Annotated in this window: 19 protein-coding genes and 1 other RNA gene; 7 read left to right on the top strand and 13 right to left on the bottom strand. The window is 65.4% G+C overall.

The features are described from left to right. Positions 1-254: 254 nt before the first annotated feature. The 3 genes from ACQP1T_RS28860 to ACQP1T_RS28850 are packed head-to-tail and all read right to left on the bottom strand — an operon-like array spanning position 255 to position 1,850. Positions 255-1,088 carry a helix-turn-helix domain-containing protein gene (locus ACQP1T_RS28860; RefSeq protein WP_433756182.1) on the bottom strand — a complete coding sequence of 278 codons (834 nt, stop codon included), beginning with the start codon at positions 1,086-1,088 and terminating at the stop codon, positions 255-257. Then, entirely contained in the window at positions 1,085-1,585 is a 501-nt protein-coding gene (locus tag ACQP1T_RS28855; RefSeq protein ID WP_433756181.1) for a DUF6879 family protein, read from the bottom strand. The genes ACQP1T_RS28860 and ACQP1T_RS28855 overlap by 4 nt, the downstream gene beginning before the upstream one ends. After that, positions 1,575-1,850, bottom strand: a complete 276-nt coding sequence (locus tag ACQP1T_RS28850) for a hypothetical protein (protein ID WP_433756180.1) — start codon at positions 1,848-1,850, stop codon at positions 1,575-1,577. The genes ACQP1T_RS28855 and ACQP1T_RS28850 overlap by 11 nt, the downstream gene beginning before the upstream one ends. A gap of 273 nt (positions 1,851-2,123) precedes the next feature. On the opposite strand from ACQP1T_RS28850, the gene ACQP1T_RS28845 reads away from it, so the two are divergent. Together ACQP1T_RS28845 and ACQP1T_RS28840 are read left to right on the top strand one after the other, a co-directional pair. Continuing rightward, on the top strand, positions 2,124-2,354 hold the full coding sequence (locus tag ACQP1T_RS28845) for a hypothetical protein (protein WP_433756179.1): 231 nt from the start codon (positions 2,124-2,126) through the stop codon (positions 2,352-2,354). Further along, positions 2,351-2,521 carry a hypothetical protein gene (locus tag ACQP1T_RS28840; RefSeq protein ID WP_433756178.1) on the top strand — a complete coding sequence of 57 codons (171 nt, stop codon included), beginning with the start codon at positions 2,351-2,353 and terminating at the stop codon, positions 2,519-2,521. Before ACQP1T_RS28845 ends, ACQP1T_RS28840 begins: the two co-directional genes overlap by 4 nt. Before the next feature lie 72 nt (positions 2,522-2,593). Here ACQP1T_RS28840 and ACQP1T_RS28835 read toward each other — a convergent pair whose 3' ends face one another. Both ACQP1T_RS28835 and ACQP1T_RS28830 read right to left on the bottom strand, forming a co-directional pair. Further along, positions 2,594-4,363: an RNB domain-containing ribonuclease gene (locus ACQP1T_RS28835; protein WP_433756177.1), complete on the bottom strand. Its 1,770-nt coding sequence runs from the start codon at positions 4,361-4,363 to the stop codon at positions 2,594-2,596. Positions 4,364-4,381: 18 nt separating this feature from the next. Next, entirely contained in the window at positions 4,382-4,714 is a 333-nt protein-coding gene (locus tag ACQP1T_RS28830) for a hypothetical protein (RefSeq protein WP_433756176.1), read from the bottom strand. Between the two features lie 429 nt (positions 4,715-5,143). Between ACQP1T_RS28830 and ACQP1T_RS28825 the strand changes: the two genes are divergently transcribed. Further along, positions 5,144-5,524: a hypothetical protein gene (locus tag ACQP1T_RS28825; RefSeq protein ID WP_433756175.1), complete on the top strand. Its 381-nt coding sequence runs from the start codon at positions 5,144-5,146 to the stop codon at positions 5,522-5,524. A gap of 189 nt (positions 5,525-5,713) precedes the next feature. Here the strand turns inward: ACQP1T_RS28825 and ACQP1T_RS28820 are convergent, their stop codons facing one another. Together ACQP1T_RS28820 and rnpB are read right to left on the bottom strand one after the other, a co-directional pair. Further along, on the bottom strand, positions 5,714-6,619 hold the full coding sequence (locus ACQP1T_RS28820; protein WP_433762410.1) for a slipin family protein: 906 nt from the start codon (positions 6,617-6,619) through the stop codon (positions 5,714-5,716). 91 nt (positions 6,620-6,710) lie between these two features. Then, positions 6,711-7,126: RNase P RNA component class A (rnpB, locus tag ACQP1T_RS28815), an RNA gene on the bottom strand. A 106-nt stretch (positions 7,127-7,232) separates the two neighbouring features. Between rnpB and ACQP1T_RS28810 the strand changes: the two genes are divergently transcribed. Then, positions 7,233-8,120, top strand: coding sequence for an alpha/beta hydrolase (locus ACQP1T_RS28810; RefSeq protein WP_433756174.1), 888 nt, complete (start codon positions 7,233-7,235; stop codon positions 8,118-8,120). Between the two features lie 129 nt (positions 8,121-8,249). Here the strand turns inward: ACQP1T_RS28810 and ACQP1T_RS28805 are convergent, their stop codons facing one another. The 5 genes from ACQP1T_RS28805 to panB all read right to left on the bottom strand — a co-directional run bounded on the left by ACQP1T_RS28805 (position 8,250) and on the right by panB (position 12,400). Continuing rightward, on the bottom strand, positions 8,250-9,176 hold the full coding sequence (locus ACQP1T_RS28805; RefSeq protein WP_433756173.1) for a CHAD domain-containing protein: 927 nt from the start codon (positions 9,174-9,176) through the stop codon (positions 8,250-8,252). A 2-nt stretch (positions 9,177-9,178) separates the two neighbouring features. Next, positions 9,179-10,141, bottom strand: a complete 963-nt coding sequence (pip, locus tag ACQP1T_RS28800) for a prolyl aminopeptidase (RefSeq protein WP_433756172.1) — start codon at positions 10,139-10,141, stop codon at positions 9,179-9,181. Further along, positions 10,141-10,551, bottom strand: coding sequence for a hypothetical protein (locus ACQP1T_RS28795; RefSeq protein ID WP_433756171.1), 411 nt, complete (start codon positions 10,549-10,551; stop codon positions 10,141-10,143). Before ACQP1T_RS28795 ends, pip begins: the two co-directional genes overlap by 1 nt. A gap of 129 nt (positions 10,552-10,680) precedes the next feature. Beyond that, the gene (locus ACQP1T_RS28790) at positions 10,681-11,535 is read right to left on the bottom strand and encodes a phosphotransferase (RefSeq protein WP_433756170.1); all 855 of its coding nucleotides are present in this window, start codon (positions 11,533-11,535) and stop codon (positions 10,681-10,683) included. A gap of 7 nt (positions 11,536-11,542) precedes the next feature. Then, positions 11,543-12,400 (bottom strand): 3-methyl-2-oxobutanoate hydroxymethyltransferase, encoded by an 858-nt coding sequence (panB, locus tag ACQP1T_RS28785; RefSeq protein ID WP_433762408.1) that lies wholly within the window; start codon positions 12,398-12,400, stop codon positions 11,543-11,545. 168 nt (positions 12,401-12,568) lie between these two features. Between panB and ACQP1T_RS28780 the strand changes: the two genes are divergently transcribed. The 3 genes from ACQP1T_RS28780 (at position 12,569) to ACQP1T_RS28770 (ending at position 18,732) form a co-directional block, all read left to right on the top strand. Continuing rightward, on the top strand, positions 12,569-14,107 hold the full coding sequence (locus tag ACQP1T_RS28780) for an alpha/beta hydrolase (RefSeq protein WP_433756169.1): 1,539 nt from the start codon (positions 12,569-12,571) through the stop codon (positions 14,105-14,107). A 183-nt stretch (positions 14,108-14,290) separates the two neighbouring features. Next, positions 14,291-15,631, top strand: coding sequence for a type I glutamate--ammonia ligase (gene glnA, locus ACQP1T_RS28775; protein WP_062990318.1), 1,341 nt, complete (start codon positions 14,291-14,293; stop codon positions 15,629-15,631). An 89-nt stretch (positions 15,632-15,720) separates the two neighbouring features. Further along, a complete protein-coding gene (locus ACQP1T_RS28770) occupies positions 15,721-18,732 on the top strand; it encodes a bifunctional [glutamine synthetase] adenylyltransferase/[glutamine synthetase]-adenylyl-L-tyrosine phosphorylase (protein ID WP_433756168.1) in 3,012 nt (1,003 codons plus the stop codon). Between the two features lie 6 nt (positions 18,733-18,738). On the opposite strand, the gene ACQP1T_RS28765 is transcribed toward ACQP1T_RS28770, so the two are convergent. Further along, complete coding sequence (locus ACQP1T_RS28765) at positions 18,739-19,071, bottom strand: winged helix-turn-helix transcriptional regulator (RefSeq protein ID WP_433622591.1); 333 nt, start codon at positions 19,069-19,071, stop codon at positions 18,739-18,741. Positions 19,072-19,132: the final 61 nt, after the last annotated feature.

Raw genomic sequence — 19,132 nt, 5'->3', positions numbered from 1 at the left:
CTGACGACCGACCGTACCGTTCCAGCATACCGTCGGTATTGCGGCATGCAGTGCGCGATCGCGCTGGGTCTGCGTCGCGCGCCTCGCTTAGTAGACGCTGCCTGGTCGAGCAATTCTATGCTGAGACCGAGGCAACCACCGAACCCGGGTGCGCGATAGCGTACGGGTATGCAAGTCGATCAGCTGCCATGATTACTTCTGCCATCGTGCATGGGTAATCAAGCCGATAGCCCTCGTTCGGCATTCCGGCGCCGTCAGCGTCGTTTGTCGAGTGCTGCTCCGATCAATTTACGTGCAGCCTCACCGGTCACGGACTGGCTGACCAGGATATCGAACGTCCGGTGATACACCTTTATTTCTCTGGGCTGAGTAATGTTCAGCTCTGCCGTGACACCCTCAACCAAAACCATTTTTGAGTCGAACATCACGAAGCTGGTGGTTGCGGTTTCGAACGGTGCCATAAAGGGAACGATCCCCAACGTCACCCGCGGCATTCCCTGAACGGCCAGCAGTCGGTCTAGTTGTCCGATCATGGTCTGATCGTCTCCGACCGTCGTATATAGAGCTTGTTCGGCGATGACGAAGTGGAATAGATGATCTCGCTGGTACAAGACCTGTTGGCGTTGCATCCTCTTCGAGACGCCTTCGTCTAGATCGTTTGGTATCTGCTGGAACTCGATAACCTTCCGCAGGATGCCGGTAGCGTATTCGGCCGTTTGGAGCAGGCCCGGAATCAGCACAGACTCATACCATCGGAGTATCCGAGCTTCGGATTCCCATTTGATGGATGCTTGTTGGCGGCGCTTGGTTCCGGTACCGAGGATCTTCCGCCATTCGAGGTATGCGGATTCTATGTTTTGCCGAGTAGCGAGCAGGTCCGCTAGCTGGTCTTCCGCCATGCACTCTCGGCAGTATGCGTATATATCGTCAGGCGACGGCTTAATTCTGCCGTACTCGATCTTCGAGACCTTGCTCGGGTCCCAGTCGTTACGTCGCGCTAGTTCTGCGCCGGATATACGCGCAGTAAAACGAATCTCCCGAAGCCGTGCCCCGAGAGATTCGCGTTGCTGGTGTACGGAATCGGTCACCGCGTGACGTACTCCGAATAGGGTACAGCCAGAGACCAGAACCGTTCTTTTAGTCCGTGGCAGTAAGCGGCAATGTACGGGTCGGTAGTTACCGCCCCGGACCAGCCCCCGGAGTCTCCAAACGCAGAGAATATGACTAGCTCATCATCGAACAGCCAGAAATCATCCGGTGGCACTTCCCCGGCGAGATGCCGGGGAAGGTACCGGATGTCCTCACCAGCTCGAGTGTTGAGTTCTGCTGCGGCCATCGAGAATCGGGTGTAATCGGTGTGCGGCTCGGTGACGATCCGCACCCGTGTAACCGCTACGCCGCGGTTGACCGTTTCCTGTATCAGGTTCGTCCAGTCCTGGAACCATTCGTAGTCATCTGGCTCGCCCGCCAGGAATCGCCGTAGCGGTTCGCTCTCGTACGGCTCGGCGTAGGAGTCGAGCACTTCGAGATGAAATGCTTCCCGCTTGCAGGACCGGAGTAGATCCGGGAAACCTTCATCGGCCACTAGCCGCACCGTAGAACGTCCTTTCTAGCTTCGGGACCTCGATAGCCGTCTCGTCGTCGGCCAGGTCGAGCTGGCTCAGTGTCTCGTCATCTGTGATCGGTCGACCGGTCAGCCGGAACGTACCCCGGCCGGTGTCGGTCAACGTCGCACCGATGAACGTATCCGGCTCCAAGAAGCCGAGCAGTAGGTGAGGTAGCTCAACGGTATCGGTCCGGTCTGTCTTCCATGCTTGGACGACGTACCCGCCAGGGTCGTTCGCCAGCAAGGTAGGACATCCGTTGTTGGTGCTTCCGCCTTTGCCTAGAAAACGTAACGACATCGCTGTACCTCCCTGTTGAGTCGTGCATGAGGTTGCACACACCTAATCGATTGTGGCTCAGCGATACTGGCTGTGCAGTGGGAATCTTCGATCTGTGCATGATTGAGCATGATCGTGGACCGACACGGTAAGCGGTTCGTAGCGTTCGAGTCGGCCCCCGTGGCATGTGACGCCAACCGGTCACGGGGTGCCTACCAACATCGGACTACAGGAGTCGAGATGGACAGGCGCACACGACTGTTCGTGTTCCCAGGCGGGTTGTTGGAGGTCGCCGACTACGGCGACGGGGACGACTGTCCGGGTGTGTACCTGGAGTTGCAGACTCGAACCGATCGTGTGCTACCGCAACGGGTTCCGGGTGCGGAGATAGCCGCGCCGAGTGGCCCGGTCGAGCCAGCCGACACCGAGACGTGCGCCACAGTGCTGCGACTGCTCCGAGACCTGCCGTGATCATGCTCGGGTGGGTCGTGTGCTTCGGCCTGCCGATGGCGGTGACGGTCGGAGTGATCGTGTGGCCGGAACGGATTCCGAAGGACCACACCGTCAGGGGGATCCGCGAACGGATCGAACGCGAGGACACGGGCGGGATGAAGCCCGACCCGTCACGGGAGTACTGATCGGCTCCCGGCTGGTCAGGTTATTGTGAACGCGAAAGGGTTGCAGTACAACTTTTCTCGGCCAAAAGGGCGTCAGATGGGGTAGCCGAAGCTGATTTTGCGGGTGGTGGGGTCGGCGGCGACCAGGCGGACCTGGACTTGTTCGCCTTCCGGGGGTGCACCTATGCAGGGGCCGACTACTGGCGGGTCGGCGATGAAGACCTCGGCGGGGCGGGTGCCGTTGGCTTCGCGTACTACTACGGCTTCGAAGATCGCGCCGCTGCGTTCGGCGAGCAGGGTGGATTCGGTGAGGTCGATGCAGGCGCGTTCCACCTTGCCGGCGAGGCTGTCGCTGCGCTTCATCGATTCGGCGGTGGGGACCAAACCGTCGCGAACCCATTGCGGGACTTCGGTTCCGGCGCAGCGGGCGAGGCAGATCTCGGTGGCGAAACGGTCGGCGAGGCGGCGCAGCGGTGCGGTGACGTGTGCGTAGGGCGCGCCGATTGCGCTGTGCTGCAGGTTGTTCACGGTTTGCGGGTTGCTCGGTGGCCTGGCATTGGTTCGCCCGCCGCCCACCGAGCCCGCGTTACCGACCGCACCCCTGCTGTTCGCCGAGCCCTTGCCGCCGTCCGCGCCCGTGCCGCCTGACGTGCCGACGCCGCCGACGGAACCCACCCTGCCCGGCGAGCCCGTACCGCCCCGTGACCCCGCGCCACCCAGCGACTCGGAATAACCTGCCGACCGCGAATTACCCTCCAGCCCCGCACCGCCCGCTGCCCCCGCACCGCCCGCCGACCGCGCACCGTCCGCCGACTGAGCACCCACCCCAGAACCATTCGCCCCTGCGACAGCCCCATCGAGCACCGTATATCCGGCACCACGCAGCAACCCGGTCGCCTCGGACATCAACACCAACGTCGCGGGCGCATTCGGATCGAGCCCGGCCAACATCCGCCCGACGGACTGATCCGCGGGCCAGTCAACCCCCAACGCCGCGGCGGTCCTGCGCATCGAATCGATCGCCGAATCGGCGGGCGGCGGCATCGTCCGCAGCAATGCGATCCGCTCACCGACATTCGGCGCATCGTCGGATCCAGTGCCGTTCAACATGATTCGCGCCGCACACATGCCGGTCAGCAGGGAAATCTGTTCGTTCCAGTCATCGGCGGCGGTGCGCGGTTCCACCACCAGACGCCAGTGGCCGACGGCCTTGTCGTCTCGGATAACGCTCTGGGCGGGCAGGCGCAGTCCGATCGCGCCGCGGGCCAGCCCGGCCTCGATGCGCCGCTTGCCGAATTCCGGCAGGGCCGCGATCGAGGGATGTAGGCGCTTCGCGTCGGCGTCGGCCTGGACGCTCGCGTAGTCGAGTCGAGCCCGCGAGCGCACGGTCGCTCGGATCACCGAGAATCGTCGCGGTTCCGCGTTCTCATCGCATTCGATGGTCCATAGGGCGGCGGGCCTGGTCTGGTCGGGCAGCAGGCTCGCGGAATTCTCCGAAAGGATCGGCGGGTGCAGCGGCACGGTGCCGTCGGGGAGATAGAAGGTCTGGCCGCGCGCGCCCGCTTCCTGGGCCAGCGGGCCCGCGGGATCTATTACGGCGCCGACATCGGCGATCGCGTAATGGACGGTGAAACCGGAAGAGGTGTGTTCGATATGCACCGCCTGGTCCAGATCCATGGCGCCGGGCGGGTCGATGGTGACGAATGGAATATCGGTTCGATCGGCGCGAGCGCCCGCGAACGCGTCGATCGCGTCGCGGGCCGCCGCGGTGGCCTCGGCGGGATACGCCGAGGCCAATCCGAATTCGGATCGAATGGCGCCGAAATCGACCGGCGCCGACACGATCCGCTGATGGAGTTCCACGCTGTCGCAGTCGGTTGGTTACTGCAGTGCCAGCATGGTGCCGTTCAATTCATTGAGCGGGCCGTACACGGTAAAGGTCACCCGTCCACCCGGGACGCTGGCGGAAACGCCCGCCGCCGCGTCCAGCGCGTCGCCGAACGACGCCGCCGACGGATGCGGCAGACCAGCGATGGCCTGCCCGATGTGGTTCTGGTGCACCCAGGCGGTGTCGGCCGAGTTGAGGTCGACCTGGACCCCACCCGCCAGCGGGGTGACCGCGACCGCCGAGGCGGCCCCGGTGCCCAGCATGGCGAAAACCGATGCGGCCCCGGCGATCAGCGCACCGGTGACCAGTGAACGAACAATCCGCATAGAGTTGTGACCTGCTTCCGTGATCGAAGAATGTGAGTTTCGTGGCGGACCGGCAACGGGTCTTACCAACGGCGCCTACTCTATGACGTCGCTCACGTTCTAGGCCAGTTCCTACCGAATCGCCATGCCGGACACGCCGAACCCGGCGGCGTCACAGCCCGGCTGCTAGGGTTCCCCGGCGTGGCGGGATCGAGCTTTTCCCGCACATTCGCAAGTGACCCGTACGTCGACAATTGGGAGTTATCCACTGATGTCAACGATTCTTTTCGATTACCTGATGCCGCTGCTCGGTCCCGACCAGGCGGCGTATTGGGCTCAGGTTTTCATGGTCAACCCGCTCTGACCTCACCGTCAACGATGCGGTCTTCGTCGCCTTCCGTTAACCACACGGGAGGCGACGTTTCCCAAGTGCCGCTAGCATCCCGCTGCGTGACCAGAACTACCGCCGCAATCGCGGCAAGCTCCGCCGTGTTAGCCCTGCTCCTTGCCGGTTGCGGCGATGACAAAGACTCTTCCGCAACGCCAGCTTCCGCGACGACTTCGGCAGCCAAGTCCGCGGGTGGCGAGACGCTGGACAACGTCAAGGCGGGGACGTTCGTCGTCAGCTACCGCAGCGCCTTCCCCAAGCTCGCCGAGGGCAAAGACGACGTCAAGATCCGCGACATCCTGGTCGATACCTGCAAGGACATCAAGGACGGCAAGGGCGAGGACGAGGTCGTCCAGAACGTCATCAAGCGCACGAAGGGCGCCAGCCAGGCCTCCAAGGAAGAGGCCCAGGCGATCTATCAGATGGCGAAGATGCTCTGCTGAGCTGAAATTTCAATCCTTCAGCCACGGTAGGTAATTGGGCAGGTATTTCAATACATACCCCACGGTGATCATGACGATGATCGCGATCACGGGAATCAGTATGGACATCGGCCCGGTTTCCTTACGTTGTTCCGATGCGGTCGTACGGCGCAATCACTGCCGTACCCGTATCGGTATACGCCCGTCGTGTTACGGACGCATTCCATCTTGTTCGGCTACGGGCGTGTTGCCCTGACCCAGCGCGGGCGTCGGCTCGGGCGGGGTGATCTCCGGTGTGGATTCGGATGCCGTCGGGGTGGGCTCGGCCGCGGTGCCGGCGCCGGTCGTCCCGGACGGCGTACCCCGTTCCAGGAACCGCAGCAACTCCACAGGGAACGGCAGCACCAATGTCGAATTCTTTTCCGCCGCAACCTGAACCACGGTCTCCAGCAATCGCAGCTGCAGTGACGCGGGCGATTCCGCCATCTGCGCCCCCGCCTGCGCCAACTTCGTCGACGCCTGCAATTCACCCTCGGCGGAAATCACCCGCGCCCGCCGTTCCCGTTCCGCCTCGGCCTGCCGCGACATCGAGCGCTTCAGTGAATCCGGTATCGACACATCCTTGATCTCCACCCGATCGATATGGATACCCCAGCCGAGGGCCGGGCTATCGATCATGATCTCCAGCCCCTTGTTCAGCTCCTCACGATTGGACAACAGGCTGTCCAGATCACTTTTTCCGATGATCGAACGCAAGGACGTCTGCGCCACCTGCCCCACCGCGAACAAATAGTTCTGCACCTCGACTACCGCGCAGACCGGGTCTATCACCCGAAAGTAGACCACGGCGTCGACGCGCACCGTCACATTGTCGCGGGTGATGCCGTCCTGCGCGGGTACCGGCATGGTGACGATCTGTGTGGAGACCTTGCGCATCCGGTCGACGAACGGAATCAGCATGCGCAGTCCCGGATCTCGGGTCCCGACCACCCGACCGAACCGGAATACCAGCCCCTTCTCGTATTGGGTGACAATGCGCGCGCTCATCGCGGTGATTACCCCGCCCGCGATCGCCCCCACCCCGAGAATCGCCCCGATAACAGCAAGAATATCCATGGCTACACCCCATGCGAAGTGCCTGACCGCACCGAATTCCGGCTCAGCGGTCACTTCCATCATGGCACCGGCGAGCACCGGATTGCAGGGGCGGACGAGTTGGCCTGTAAGCCGGATCCTGTCCCCGGTTCACACCGGGTGACGGCCATCCATCTGGACACACCGTTGCCGGGTGCCTCGAGCGGTCCACCCGCAGGCTCGGGCGAGCAACCCTCGAACACCTGCGCAGCCGCACCGCCAACGATGCGACCTTCGACCTTGCTCCGGGCGGGGTTTACCTAGCCGCCCCGGTCACCCGGGGCGCTGGTGCGCTCTTACCGCACCGTTTCACCCTCACCGCACGATCCCGAGGGATCGTGGGCGGTCTGTTTTCTGTGGCACTTTCCCGCGGGTCACCCCGGGTTGCCGTTAGCAACCGCCCTGCTCTGTGGAGTCCGGACTTTCCTCGGCGACGGGCGGCGGCACTCGCGTACCCGTTCCCATCACCGCGGCCGCCCGGCCAACTCGTCCGCAGCGTTTAGCCTACTTTGATCACGGGGTAACTTGTTCATTGGCCTGACCCGCGATCGGTCGGAGCGCAAGAGTTCGGACCGAAACAGTACGGTGAGGTGCCATGGAACGTGTCGAGGTCAGTTTTCCGTCGGGTAGCGAGCACTGCGCTGCCTGGCTGTATCCCCCCGCTGGCATCCCCAAGCCCCGCCCACTCGTGGTCATGGGGCACGGACTCGGCGCAAATCGGGAGATGGGTCTGGATAGGTACGCCCGGCGCTTCGCCGCCGCCGGCATGGGTGTATTGGTATTCGATTACCGGCATTTCGGGGCCAGCCAAGGTGCGCCACGTCAGCTACTACATATCGCCCGGCAGCGCGAGGACTGGCGCTCGGCCATCGCTTACGCGCGCACCCTGCGCGGCTTCGACGCGACCCGAATTGCGCTGTGGGGCACCTCTTTCGGCGGCGGCCATGTGCTGTCGGTCGCCCCCGACGACGACTACATCGCGGCCGTCGTCGCCCAGGTACCGTTCACCAGCGGCCTGGCATCGGCGCTGGCGAAGGGCCCGACCAGCCTGACCAAGGTGGCCACCATCGCGGCCACCGATCTGCTCGTGGGCCCGATCCGGCGCAAGCCCGTTCGCGTCCGGTTGGCCGGTCGCAAGCGTTCGGCGGCGCTGATGAGCGCGCCGGACGCGCCTGAGGGTTACGGCAGGCTCGCCGATGAGAGCGAGACCTACGAACCGAAAGTCGCTGCCCGCGTGGCATTCTCGACGCTGTTCGATTCGCCCGGCCGCCGGGCCAAGGCGTTGAAGATGCCGGTCTTCTACGCGATCGCCGATAACGACACCATCGCGCCACCGAAGGCGACACTGCGCGCAGCGGAACGCACCAAGCATGCGATCGTAAAGCGTTATCCGGTAGGGCATTTCGATGTCTACTTCGACGATATCTTCGAGCAGACGGTGTACGACCAGACCGAGTTCCTGGTTTCGGTGCTGCGGCCCTAGCTGCCGCGCTGACCACGGCCGGATTCGCCTTTCCGTGCTGATGCCTCCCACCGCCCGTCTCGACCGCCCTGTCGCGTCCTGTCGATGCGCTGTCAGGCTTGGCCGATGGCGGGCGGGGTGCCCGGCCAGTCAGGCCGATGCGAACGCGGCTGCGGCGGGATATTTGGCCAGCGCTTCGCCCGCGGCGACCTCCTCGGCGTCGGCGAGCAATTCATAGATGGTGGCGTTGACGCCGGTGGCGTGGGTTTCGGCGGCACGGGCCAGGATGGCTTCGCGGGATTCGACGGCGTCGCGGTGGTCGCCGAGTACGTTTTGCAGGCGTTTCGCTTCGGTGCCGAGATCCTTTGCGGCATCGCCGAGTACGTCGATCGCGCCCTCGCACGAGTAGCGCAGGCGTTTGGCGCCCTTGCGGATATCGTGCAGCAGTTCGACGCGCTCGGCGGGGGAGACGGCGGGTTCGGCAAAGACCAGCCGGCGTAGGCGCTTGTGGTCCTTGCGCAGAATGCGTTCGAAGACTTCGGCGGCGGGCTGTTTCGATTTGTCGGCATCGAGCGGCGGGTCGGTACGCCAGGTCGAAAGACGGTGGCGCAGTGCGTGATAGCGGTGGTGGTCCAGGGCTTTGAGAACCTCCGCATGCGCGGTCCGGTATCGGTCGCGTTCCGCATCGACCAGTTCGGTGCGCACGTACTCGGTGGTGCCGGGCACATAGGCGCTGCCTGCTGCCTTGGGAACGGCCGATTCCATTGCGAGGCGGGCGAATTCATCCTGCGGTGCGTGTGCGGCCAGCAGTGCCGTGAACCGTTCCGCCCGCACTTCGGCATCGCGCGCCACGCCGAGTAGATCGGCCAGCCACTTCAGTTCGTGCTGCATCTCGGCGACCGGCGTGGCGTCGAAGAGCGCGCGGTAGGAGCGCAGCACACTGCGCAGTCTGCGTGTCGCGACCCGCATCTGGTGCACCGAATCCCAGGCGTCGGCGCGGACGTCCGGTTCGGCGGCCAGCAGCCGGTCGACGTCGTCACGCAGTGCCGCGACGATGGCGGTTCCGGCCGTGACCATGATCAGCTCACCTTCGCGAATCCATCGGTCGCCTCGACGAGATGGTGGGTGATTCCGGGTTCGGCCGCGGCGTGACCGGCATCGTCGACGATGTGCAGTACCGAACCGGGCCAGGCGCGATGCAGCTCCCATGCGCTGGTCGCCGGGCAGACGACATCGTGGCGTCCCTGCACGATAACGGCCGGGATATGCGCGATCTTGTCGATATCGCGCAGCAGTTGCCCTTCGTCTAGGAATCCGCCGTTGACGAAATAATGGTTCTCGATCTTGGCGAAGGCCAGCGCGAACCGCGGCTCGGCGCTGTCCTGCACCCGATCCGGGTGCGGCAGCAGCGAACTCGTCGCACCCTCCCAGGTGGACCAGGCGATGGCGGCCGCTTCGGCGACCTGCTCGTCGGCGGAGTGCAGCAGCCGGTGATACACCTGCACCAGATCGCTGTCACGCTCGTTCTCCGGCACCGGGGCCAGGAATTTCTCCCACTCGTCGGGGTAGATATAGCCCGCGGCGCCGTTGTAGTACCAGTCGATTTCCTTGCGCCGCAACAGGAAGATCCCGCGCAGCACCAGTTCGGTGACCCGCTCCGGATGCTGTTGCGCGTAGGCGAGCGCGAGCGTGGAACCCCAGGAGCCGCCGAATACCTGCCAGCGGTCGATGCCGAGATGAATGCGCAGCGCCTCGATATCGGCGATCAGATGAGCGGTGGTATTGGTCGCCAGACTCGCCCCGTCCGCGATATGCGGCGTGGACCGCCCGCAGCCGCGCTGATCCAACAGCACGATCCGGTAGGCGGCCGGATCGAAGAACTGCCGGTGGAACGGTTCGGTGCCGCCACCGGGTCCGCCGTGCAGGAACACCACGGGCTTACCGTCCGGATTGCCGCTGACCTCCCAGTACACGGCCTGGCCCGCGCCGACGTCGAGCATGCCGGTGTCGTACGGCTCGATCGCGGGGTAGAGAGTTCGCATCAGAAGGCGATTCCCGAAGCCAGATCGGGAAGTTCCAGCGCCTCGATCGCCTGCTGGTGCACATCGGCGCAGCTCTTGGTGGTGATCCGGTCGATCATCGCCTTATCGGCGAGCACATGGCCGTTGATGCCGCCATTGCGCAGCGCCCATTCGTGCACCAGCGCGTTGAGCCCGATCCGGCCGAGCGTCGGACCCTGGACCCGCCAGTTGGACAACTCCGGGCGGATCATGTCGCACAGTTGGGTGGCCGACGCATCGGAGATCGCCAGGGTCGTCGTCGGTGCGCTGGTGGTCTTGCCCGCGCTGGTGGCCGTCGCCGATCCGGTGGTCGAGCTCGAGCTGCCGGTGGGCGCCGGGCTGGAGTCGTTTCCGCAAGCGGTGAGCGCGGCGGCGGCGAAAATACCCGCCACCACTAGCGTGCTGCGTGAAATCCAACGGGGTTGCGGCATCGGTACCTCTGCTCGTGTCGGCATTGTCGGCTTCGAGTCTGCCATTATTTGCCGCGCGTGGCCCGCGTGAGTTTTGCCGGACACTATCGATCAAACCTGGCCGAAGCCCGCGCGCAGATCGTCGAGCAAGCCCTGCCGGAAGCGCGCGAACCGCGGTGGGGACGCGTCGATGGTGCGCCAAGGATGCAAGGCGACCAGTGGTGCCAGCCGATCGGCGAGGGCGATTTCGGCGTCGGTAACGGCGCTGGCCCGCCGCCAACGGTCCAGGTATTCGGCGCGGTGTGGACCACGCAGCACCCGCCAGGACAGCAACGGGTGGGTAATCACCGCATCGCCCCAGTCGAACAGCATGTCCGAATCGGTGAACACGTTGCCCGGCTGCAGATCATTGTGCTCGATGCTCAGCCTGCCGGATTCGGCGAGCGCCGCGGTGGCTTCGGTGATCGCCGCGCCGAGGCCGGGAACGCGTGGCTCGAAATGCCGATACACCGTGATCAGTTGTGGTGGCGGCAGATACGGTGTGCCGGTGTCGCGCAGTTCATCGATGTGATCGCCCACCGCCACCTGGAGATCGGCGTAGCGGCGGACCAATTCTGTCCACGCTGCCGTCGAATCCCGTGCGGTGGCACCACCGTCGGGACTGAGTATCCAGCCGCGATCCGGTTGCACCGCAAGCGGTTCGAGCACGCTACCGGGCCGCAGCCGGGCCAACGTCTGCAGCAGCGGGCCCTCGTGCGCACTGGCACGAGCATTGGCCTTCAACCACACCGGACCAGCATCGGTCGGGATGCGCACGATCAACGACCACGCCCGCCGTCGTGTTTCCTGCGGCGTTCCAACGATTTTCACGCCGCGATCGGTGAGAACACCGGTGGCCCAGTCGAGCATCGGTTGCACGGGTCGGCCGAGCAGCGCCGCTGGCGCGTGTACTGCTCGGCCGGTCATCGCGAACTCAGAAGCCGTGCTCGGGGCCGGGGAAGGTCCCGCGCCGCACCTCGTCGGCGTAAGCGGCTGCGGCGGAACGCAATTCATCACCGATCCGGCCGAACCGCTTGACGAACTTGGCGGTCTTGCCGCTGGTGTAGCCCGCCATATCCTGCCAGACCAGCACCTGCGCATCGCATTCCGCGCCGGCGCCGATGCCGACGGTCGGGATGGTCAGCTTGCGGGTCACCTGACCGGCCAATTCGGCGGGCACCATCTCCATCACCACGGAGAACGCACCGGCCTCCTGGACCGCGATGGCATCGGCGATGAGCTGCTCGGCTCCGTCACCGCGTCCCTGCACCCGGAAACCACCGAGGGTATTGACGCTCTGCGGGGTGAAACCGATATGCGCCATTACCGGAATACCGGCCGAGGTGATCAGCGCGATCTGCTCGGCCACCCGCTCACCACCCTCCAGCTTGATCGCGTGCGCACCGCCCTCCTTCATGAAGCGGGTCGCGGTGGCCAGCGCCTGCTGCGGCGAGGATTCGTAGCTGCCGAACGGCAGATCGGCCACCACCAGCGCATGCGGTGCACCACGGACCACACCGCGCACCAGCGGGATGAGCTCGTCGACGGTGATCGGCACGGTGGTGTCGTAGCCGTAGACGACGTTGGCGGCGGAATCACCCACCAGTAGGACCGGAATTCCGGCCTCTTCGAAGATGCGAGCGGAGGAATAGTCGTAGGCGGTCAACATCGACCACTTCTCGCCATCGGCCTTCATCTGCTGCAGATGAGGTACCCGCGTCTTGCGCTTGGTCGGCTTGGCAGCCACCGGGGCAGCGCCGTAGGCGGGGGTTTCCGATTCGGATACGGACATCATCGTCCCTTTCGTGGTTGTCGCCTCGAGGCCCTGCGGGTCCCCGGGTTTGTATGACGAATCCAGTGTGCACCCCCTGCGCGGCCCGTTTAAGGCCATAAGCGGTGCAATTGGTCACATCGCAAGCCGCAGCGCGGCGACTGGGACAGGCATGCCAGGATCTTCCCCATGTCTGTGGTGCGGAGCGGGTCGCGTGGGGTGCTGGTCGCGGTGGCGTTGGCGGTGGTGGCGGCCGGATGCAGCGCGGCCGAGGAGAAGCCGGGCAGTGCGTTGCCCCCCACGCCCGCGGGTCTCGAAAAGTTCTACAGCCAGACCGCGAACTGGGGTTCCTGCGACGATTTCGGCTCCCCGGACGACCGCCTCTCCCCGAATACCGAATGCACGCGCATCACCGTGCCCGTCGATTACGCCAAGCCGGACGGCGCGACCGCGCAGATCGCGCTGGCCCGAATTCCGGCCAGCGGCAAGCGGATCGGCTCACTGCTGCTCAATCCGGGTGGTCCGGGCGTCTCGGGTTTGTCGATGGCGGGCATCGCGGGCAAGACGCCGCTGGCCGAGCGTTTCGACCGGGTCGGGTTCGATCCGCGCGGTGTCGGCTCCTCGATCCCGACCGTCGCCTGCCTGACCCCGCAGCAGAACGACGCCGAACGCGCCGAACCGCCGACCGACAACACCCCGGACGGTATTGCCAAGGCCGAGGACGAGAACCGTCAGTTCGTCGGCCACTGCGTCGAGCGCACCGGCACCGAATTCCTGGCCCATGTCGGCACCCGCGAGGTGATCCAGGACATGGACGTGATCCGCGCGGTCCTCGGCGATCCGAAACTCAGCTACCTCGGCTACTCCTACGGCACCAAGCTCGGCTCGGCCTACGCCGAGAAGTTCCCGGACAATGTGCGCGCGCTGGTGCTCGACGGCGCGGTGGACTCATCCCAGGATCCGATCCAGGAATCGCTGCGTCAGGCGGCCGGCTTCCAGCAGGCCTTCGAGGCCTACGCCGCGGAATGCGCCAAGCAGGCGGACTGCCCGATCGGCACCGATCCGGCCCAGGCGGTCGCGAAGTTCCGCGCGCTGGTGAATCCGCTGGAGACCAAACCGGCCGCGACCACCGATCCGCGCGGCCTCAGCTACGGCGACGCCATCACCGGCGTGCAGCAGGCGCTCTACTCCGATGATTTCTGGAAGGTGCTCACCCTCGGCCTGTCCGAATTGCGCGACGGCCGTGGCGACACGCTGTTGAAACTCGCCGATCTGTACGACGGTCGCCGCGACGACGGCAGCTACGACAACACGCAGGAGGCCTTCAACGCCATCCGCTGCGTCGACGATCCGCCGATCAACGATCGTGCGGTTGCGGGCCGACAGGACACCGAATACCGCAAGGCGGCACCGTTCCTGGACGACGGCCGTGGCACCGGGACCGCACCGCTGGAGTTGTGCTCGGTCTGGCCGGTGCCGAACACCAGCACACCGCACAAGGTTTCGGCGCCGGGTCTGCCGAAGACGGTGGTGGTCTCGACCACCGAGGATCCCGCGACGCCGTATCAGGCCGGTGTCGACCTGGCCGACCAGTTGGGCGCCGTGCTGATCACCTACAAGGGCAACCGGCACACCGCGGCACTGGTCGCCGGTGACCAGTGCCTCGACGACGCGGTGATCTCCTACCTCACCGATCTGAAGGTTCCCGAGGCCGGTCTGACCTGCTGACCCCCGCTGACGAGTACGCCACGCCGAGGCTCGGCTCCGTCGTGCGCGGGGTGCACTGTGCTGGTGGTTCGCCCGCTCACGAGGCGATCTTGCACCTCGTGCGATTCATTCCGAATGATGGGATTGCAATCCCTAAGCGTGTATGTAACACGGATTTAACGCCGGGTGCTTACGCTCGGCGACATGGATCGCCAGAAGGAATTCGTGCTGCGGACGCTCGAAGAACGGGATATCCGCTTCGTGCGTCTCTGGTTCACCGATGTGTTGGGCTATCTGAAGTCCGTTGCCATCGCTCCGGCGGAGCTGGAGGGCGCCTTCGAAGAAGGCATCGGCTTCGACGGCTCGGCCATCGAGGGCTTCGCCCGGGTGTCCGAGGCCGATATGGTGGCGCGGCCGGATCCCTCGACCTTCCAGGTGCTGCCGTGGTCGACGAGTAAGGGCCACCAGCACTCCGCGCGCATGTTCTGCGATATCACCATGCCCGACGGTTCGCCGTCCTGGGCCGACCCGCGGCATGTGCTGCGGCGTCAGCTCAACAAGGCCGGTGATGTCGGGTTCAGCTGCTATGTGCACCCCGAGATCGAATTCTTTCTGCTGGAAAACGGCCCGCAGGACGGTTCCATGCCGACCCCGGCTGATTCCGGCGGCTTCTTCGATCAGGCCGTGCACGATTCGGCCCCCAACTTCCGACGCCACGCCATCGACGCGCTCGAGTCGATGGGCATCTCGGTGGAGTTCAGCCACCACGAGGGCGCCCCGGGGCAGCAGGAGATCGACCTGCGCTACGCCGACGCGCTGTCCATGGCCGACAACGTGATGACCTTCCGCTACCTGATCAAGGAAGTGGCCATCGACGAGGGCGTGCGCGCGACCTTCATGCCCAAGCCGTTCGCCCAGTACCCGGGCTCGGCCATGCATACCCATATGAGCCTGTTCGAGGGCGAGGCGAACGCCTTCCACGATGCCGACGATCCGCAGAATCTGTCGGTGACCGCACGCGCCTTCATCGCGGGCATCCTCGAGCACGCACCGGAGATCAGCGCGATCACCAACCAGTGGGTGAACTCCTACAAGCGACTCATCCACGGCGGCGAGGCGCCGACGGCGGCCTCGTGGGGTCGGTCCAACCGCTCCGCGCTGGTCCGGGTGCCGATGTACACCCCGAACAAGTCCTCCTCGCGCCGCGTCGAGATCCGCAGCCCAGATTCGGCCTGCAACCCCTACCTGACCTTCGCCGTGCTGCTCGCGGCCGGTCTGCGTGGCATCGAGAAGGGCTACACGCTGCCGCCCGAGGCCGAGGACGACGTGTGGTCGCTGACCGCCGCCGAGCGGCGCGCCATGGGCTTCCGCGAGTTGCCCGGCACGCTCGACGAGGCGCTGCAGGCGATGGAACGTTCGGAACTGGTCGCCGAGACGCTCGGCGAGCACGTTTTCGACTTCTTCCTGCGCAATAAGCGGCGGGAATGGGCGGACTACCGCAGCCAGGTGACCCCGTACGAGCTGAAGGAGTACCTCGGCCTGTAGCCGGTTAAACCAGGCCTTGTCGGCTACGTTTACGACTCTTTCCACCCCGGCCGGGTGGAAAGCGATGATCGGCCAACTAAGTTGGACTTATGGTCCGGCCGCCGTCTGCTCGTTCAGCTGTCCCCGGTGTCGGTCGGCTCGGCTTACTCGAGCCGACCGCCGCCGCCTCGTTACGAGAGTTGGCTTGGGACAATATCGACAGCATTCCCCTGCTGTGGGCGCTGTCCCGCGCACCCGATGCCGATCTCGCGCTGCTGACCCTGACGCGATTGCAGGCCGCGCTCGGCGATGACTGGTCCGAGCTCGATTCGACGCTGCGGACCGATACCGCCTTGCGCGGCAGGCTTTTCGCGCTGATCGGATCGTCGAGCGCGTTCGCCGATCATCTGGTCGCCGACCCGGCCGCATGGCGAATTCTGCTGCGGGACAAGCTACCCGCGCGTGCGGAGTTGATCGCCGACCTGCTGGACGCGGTGCGGGCGGTACCGGCCGATGGCCCGCATGCGGATGCTGTGCTGTACCGGGCCGAGCTCTCCGGTCCCGAGGCAATTCCGCTGCTGCGCAAGCGATATCGCGATCAGCTCATGCTACTGGCCGCACTGGATCTGGCGGCCACCGTGGAGAACGAGCCGGTGCTGCCGTATCAGGTGGTCGGTCGCCATCTCACCGATCTCGCCGATGCCGCATTGACCGCGGCGCTGGCGGTGGCGGTGACCCGGGTCTGCAAGGACGCCCCGGTGCCGGTGCGGCTGGCCGTGGTCGCCATGGGTAAGAGCGGGGCGTGCGAACTCAACTACGTCAGCGATGTCGATGTCGTGTTCGTGGCCGAACCGGCCGATGCCACCGCCACCCGGTTGGCCGCGGAGATGATGAGCGTGGGCAGCGCGGCCTTCTTCGAGGTCGATGCGGCACTGCGGCCCGAGGGCAAGGCGGGTGCGCTGGTGCGCACCCTCGACTCGCATATCGCGTACTACAAGCGCTGGGCCCGGACCTGGGAGTTCCAGGCACTGCTCAAGGCGCGGCCGATGACCGGTGATCTGGCGCTGGGGGAGCGGTATCGCGACGCGCTGATGCCGATGGTGTGGACCGCCTCCGAGCGCCCCGACTTCGTCGCCGATGTGCAGGCGATGCGGCGCCGGGTAGAGGATATGGTGCCCGCGGATCTGCGCGAACGCGAGCTCAAACTCGGCCACGGCAGCCTGCGCGATGTCGAATTCGCCGTGCAGCTACTGCAATTGGTGCACGGTCGGGTGGACGAGACCTTGCACGTGCAGGACACCGTCGAGGCGCTGACGGCGTTGGCCGCTGGCGGGTACGTCGGCCGCGACGATGCCGCGAACCTCACCGCCTCTTATGAATTCCTGCGGCTGCTCGAACATCGGCTGCAGTTGCAGCGGCTCAAGCGCACCCACACCCTGCCCGCCGCCGATGACGAGGAGGGCATGCGCTGGCTGGCGCGCGCTGCGCATATCCGCCCGGACGGACGGCAGGACGCGGTCGGCGTGCTGAGCACTGAGATTCGCCGAAATGCGGTGCGGGTGCGGCGATTACACGCCAAACTCTTCTATCGGCCGCTGCTCGAATCGGTGGTCAAAATGGATCCGGACGCGCTGCGGCTCAGCCCGGACGCGGCGATCCGGCAGTTGGCGGCGCTCGGCTACGCGGCGCCGGAAAACGCACTGGGACATCTGAAAGCGCTCACCGGCGGGGTATCACGCAAGGGTCGGATTCAGGCGCTGCTCTTGCCGACCCTGCTCGAATGGCTCGGGGACACACCGAACCCCGATGCCGGACTGCTCGCGTACCGGCGGGTCTCGGAGGGGCTGGACGATCAGATCTGGTTCCTGCGTGAATTGCGTGACGAGGGCGCGATCGCACAGCGGTTGATGATCGTGCTGGGGTCCTCGGAATATCTGCCGGATCTGCTGATCAACGCACCGGACACGATCCGGATGTATGCCGACGGTCCGGGTGGACCGCTATTGCTCAGCCCGCAGCCCGAAGACGTCGCGCGCGGGATCCTTACCGCCGCGGCGCGCTACGACGATCCGAAACGTGCTGTGGCCGCGGCCCGTTCGCTGCGCCGACACGAATTGGCGCGGGTGGCCTCGGCCGATCTGCTCGGCATGCTGGATGTGCCGCAGGTGTGCCGGGCATTGTCCTCGGTGTGGGTCGCGGTGCTGGAAGCCGCACTGCGCGCGGTGATTCGGGCCAGTGAGGTCGAACTCGGGGCACCCGCACCGGCCGATTTCGCGGTGATCGGCATGGGTCGACTCGGCGGTTTGGAACTCGGCTACGGTTCCGATGCCGATGTGTTGTTCGTCTGCGATCCGCGTCCCGGCGAGGACGAGACCAAGGCCGTGAAATGGGCGATCGGCGTCGCGGAGAAGGTGCAGCGGTTGCTCGGCGCGCCGAGCACCGATCCGCCGCTGCAGGTCGACGCCGGACTGCGCCCTGAGGGTCGCAACGGTGCCCTGGTGCGCACGTTGGCCGCCTATGCCGCCTACTACGAGCAGTGGGCGCAGCCGTGGGAGGTGCAGGCCCTGCTGCGCGCGCATCAGGTGGCCGGGGATCAGGACCTGGGTGTCCGGTTCCTGCGCACCATCGATAAGGTGCGCTATCCCGAGGGCGGGGTATCGGCGGAGGCGGTGCGCGAGATCCGCCGGATCAAGGCCAGGGTCGATGCCGAACGTCTGCCGCGCGGTGCGAATCCGGCGACCCACACCAAGCTCGGGCGCGGTGGCCTCGCCGATATCGAATGGACCGTACAGCTGATGCAGCTGCGTTACGCCGACGATGTGCGCGCACTGCACAACACCTCGACGCTGCAATGCCTCGATGTCATCGAGCAGACCAAATTGCTTGCCGTCGAAGATGTTTCGCTGCTGCGCGAGGCCTGGATCACGGCGACCAGGGCGCGCAACGCACTGGTGCTGGTGCGTGGCAAGCCGGCCGACCAACTACCCGGCCCGGGCCGTCTACTATCGGCCGTCGCGCGGGTCGCGGGGTGGCCCAACGATGACGGCAGCGAGTTCCTGGACAACTACATGCGCATCACTCGGCGGGCGAAAGCGGTGGTAGAGCGCGTCTTCGGTGGCTGAGTCCGCTCAGGGCAGGGTGATACCGGCGCGGTCGGCGCGTTTCTGTCCCCATTCGTAGAGGGCGGTGAGTACCGGGACCAGGCTCCAGCCTTCCTCGGTCAGGTCGTATTCGACCTGGGGTGGCACGGTATCGAAGGTGGTGCGGCGGATGAGGCCGTCGGACTCCAGGTCGCGCAGCTGCTGGACGAGCATCTTCTCGCTGGTGCTCGGCATCAGGCGCCGCAATTCGCCGTATCGTCGCACGCCCTCCTTGAGGTGGGCCAGGATGACCGGCTTCCATTTGCCGTCGATGAGATCGACGGTCACCTCCACCGCGCAGTAATAGCGCTTCTCCGGCATCGCTCGCCTCCGGTACTCACCAAAAAGTGCGTTCTTGTAACACTGTAATCATCGGGCTTAC

The organism is Nocardia sp. CA-135398, assembly GCF_050955845.1.
GTDB lineage: Bacteria > Actinomycetota > Actinomycetes > Mycobacteriales > Mycobacteriaceae > Nocardia.
This window is presented reverse-complemented; position numbering and strand designations above follow the sequence as displayed.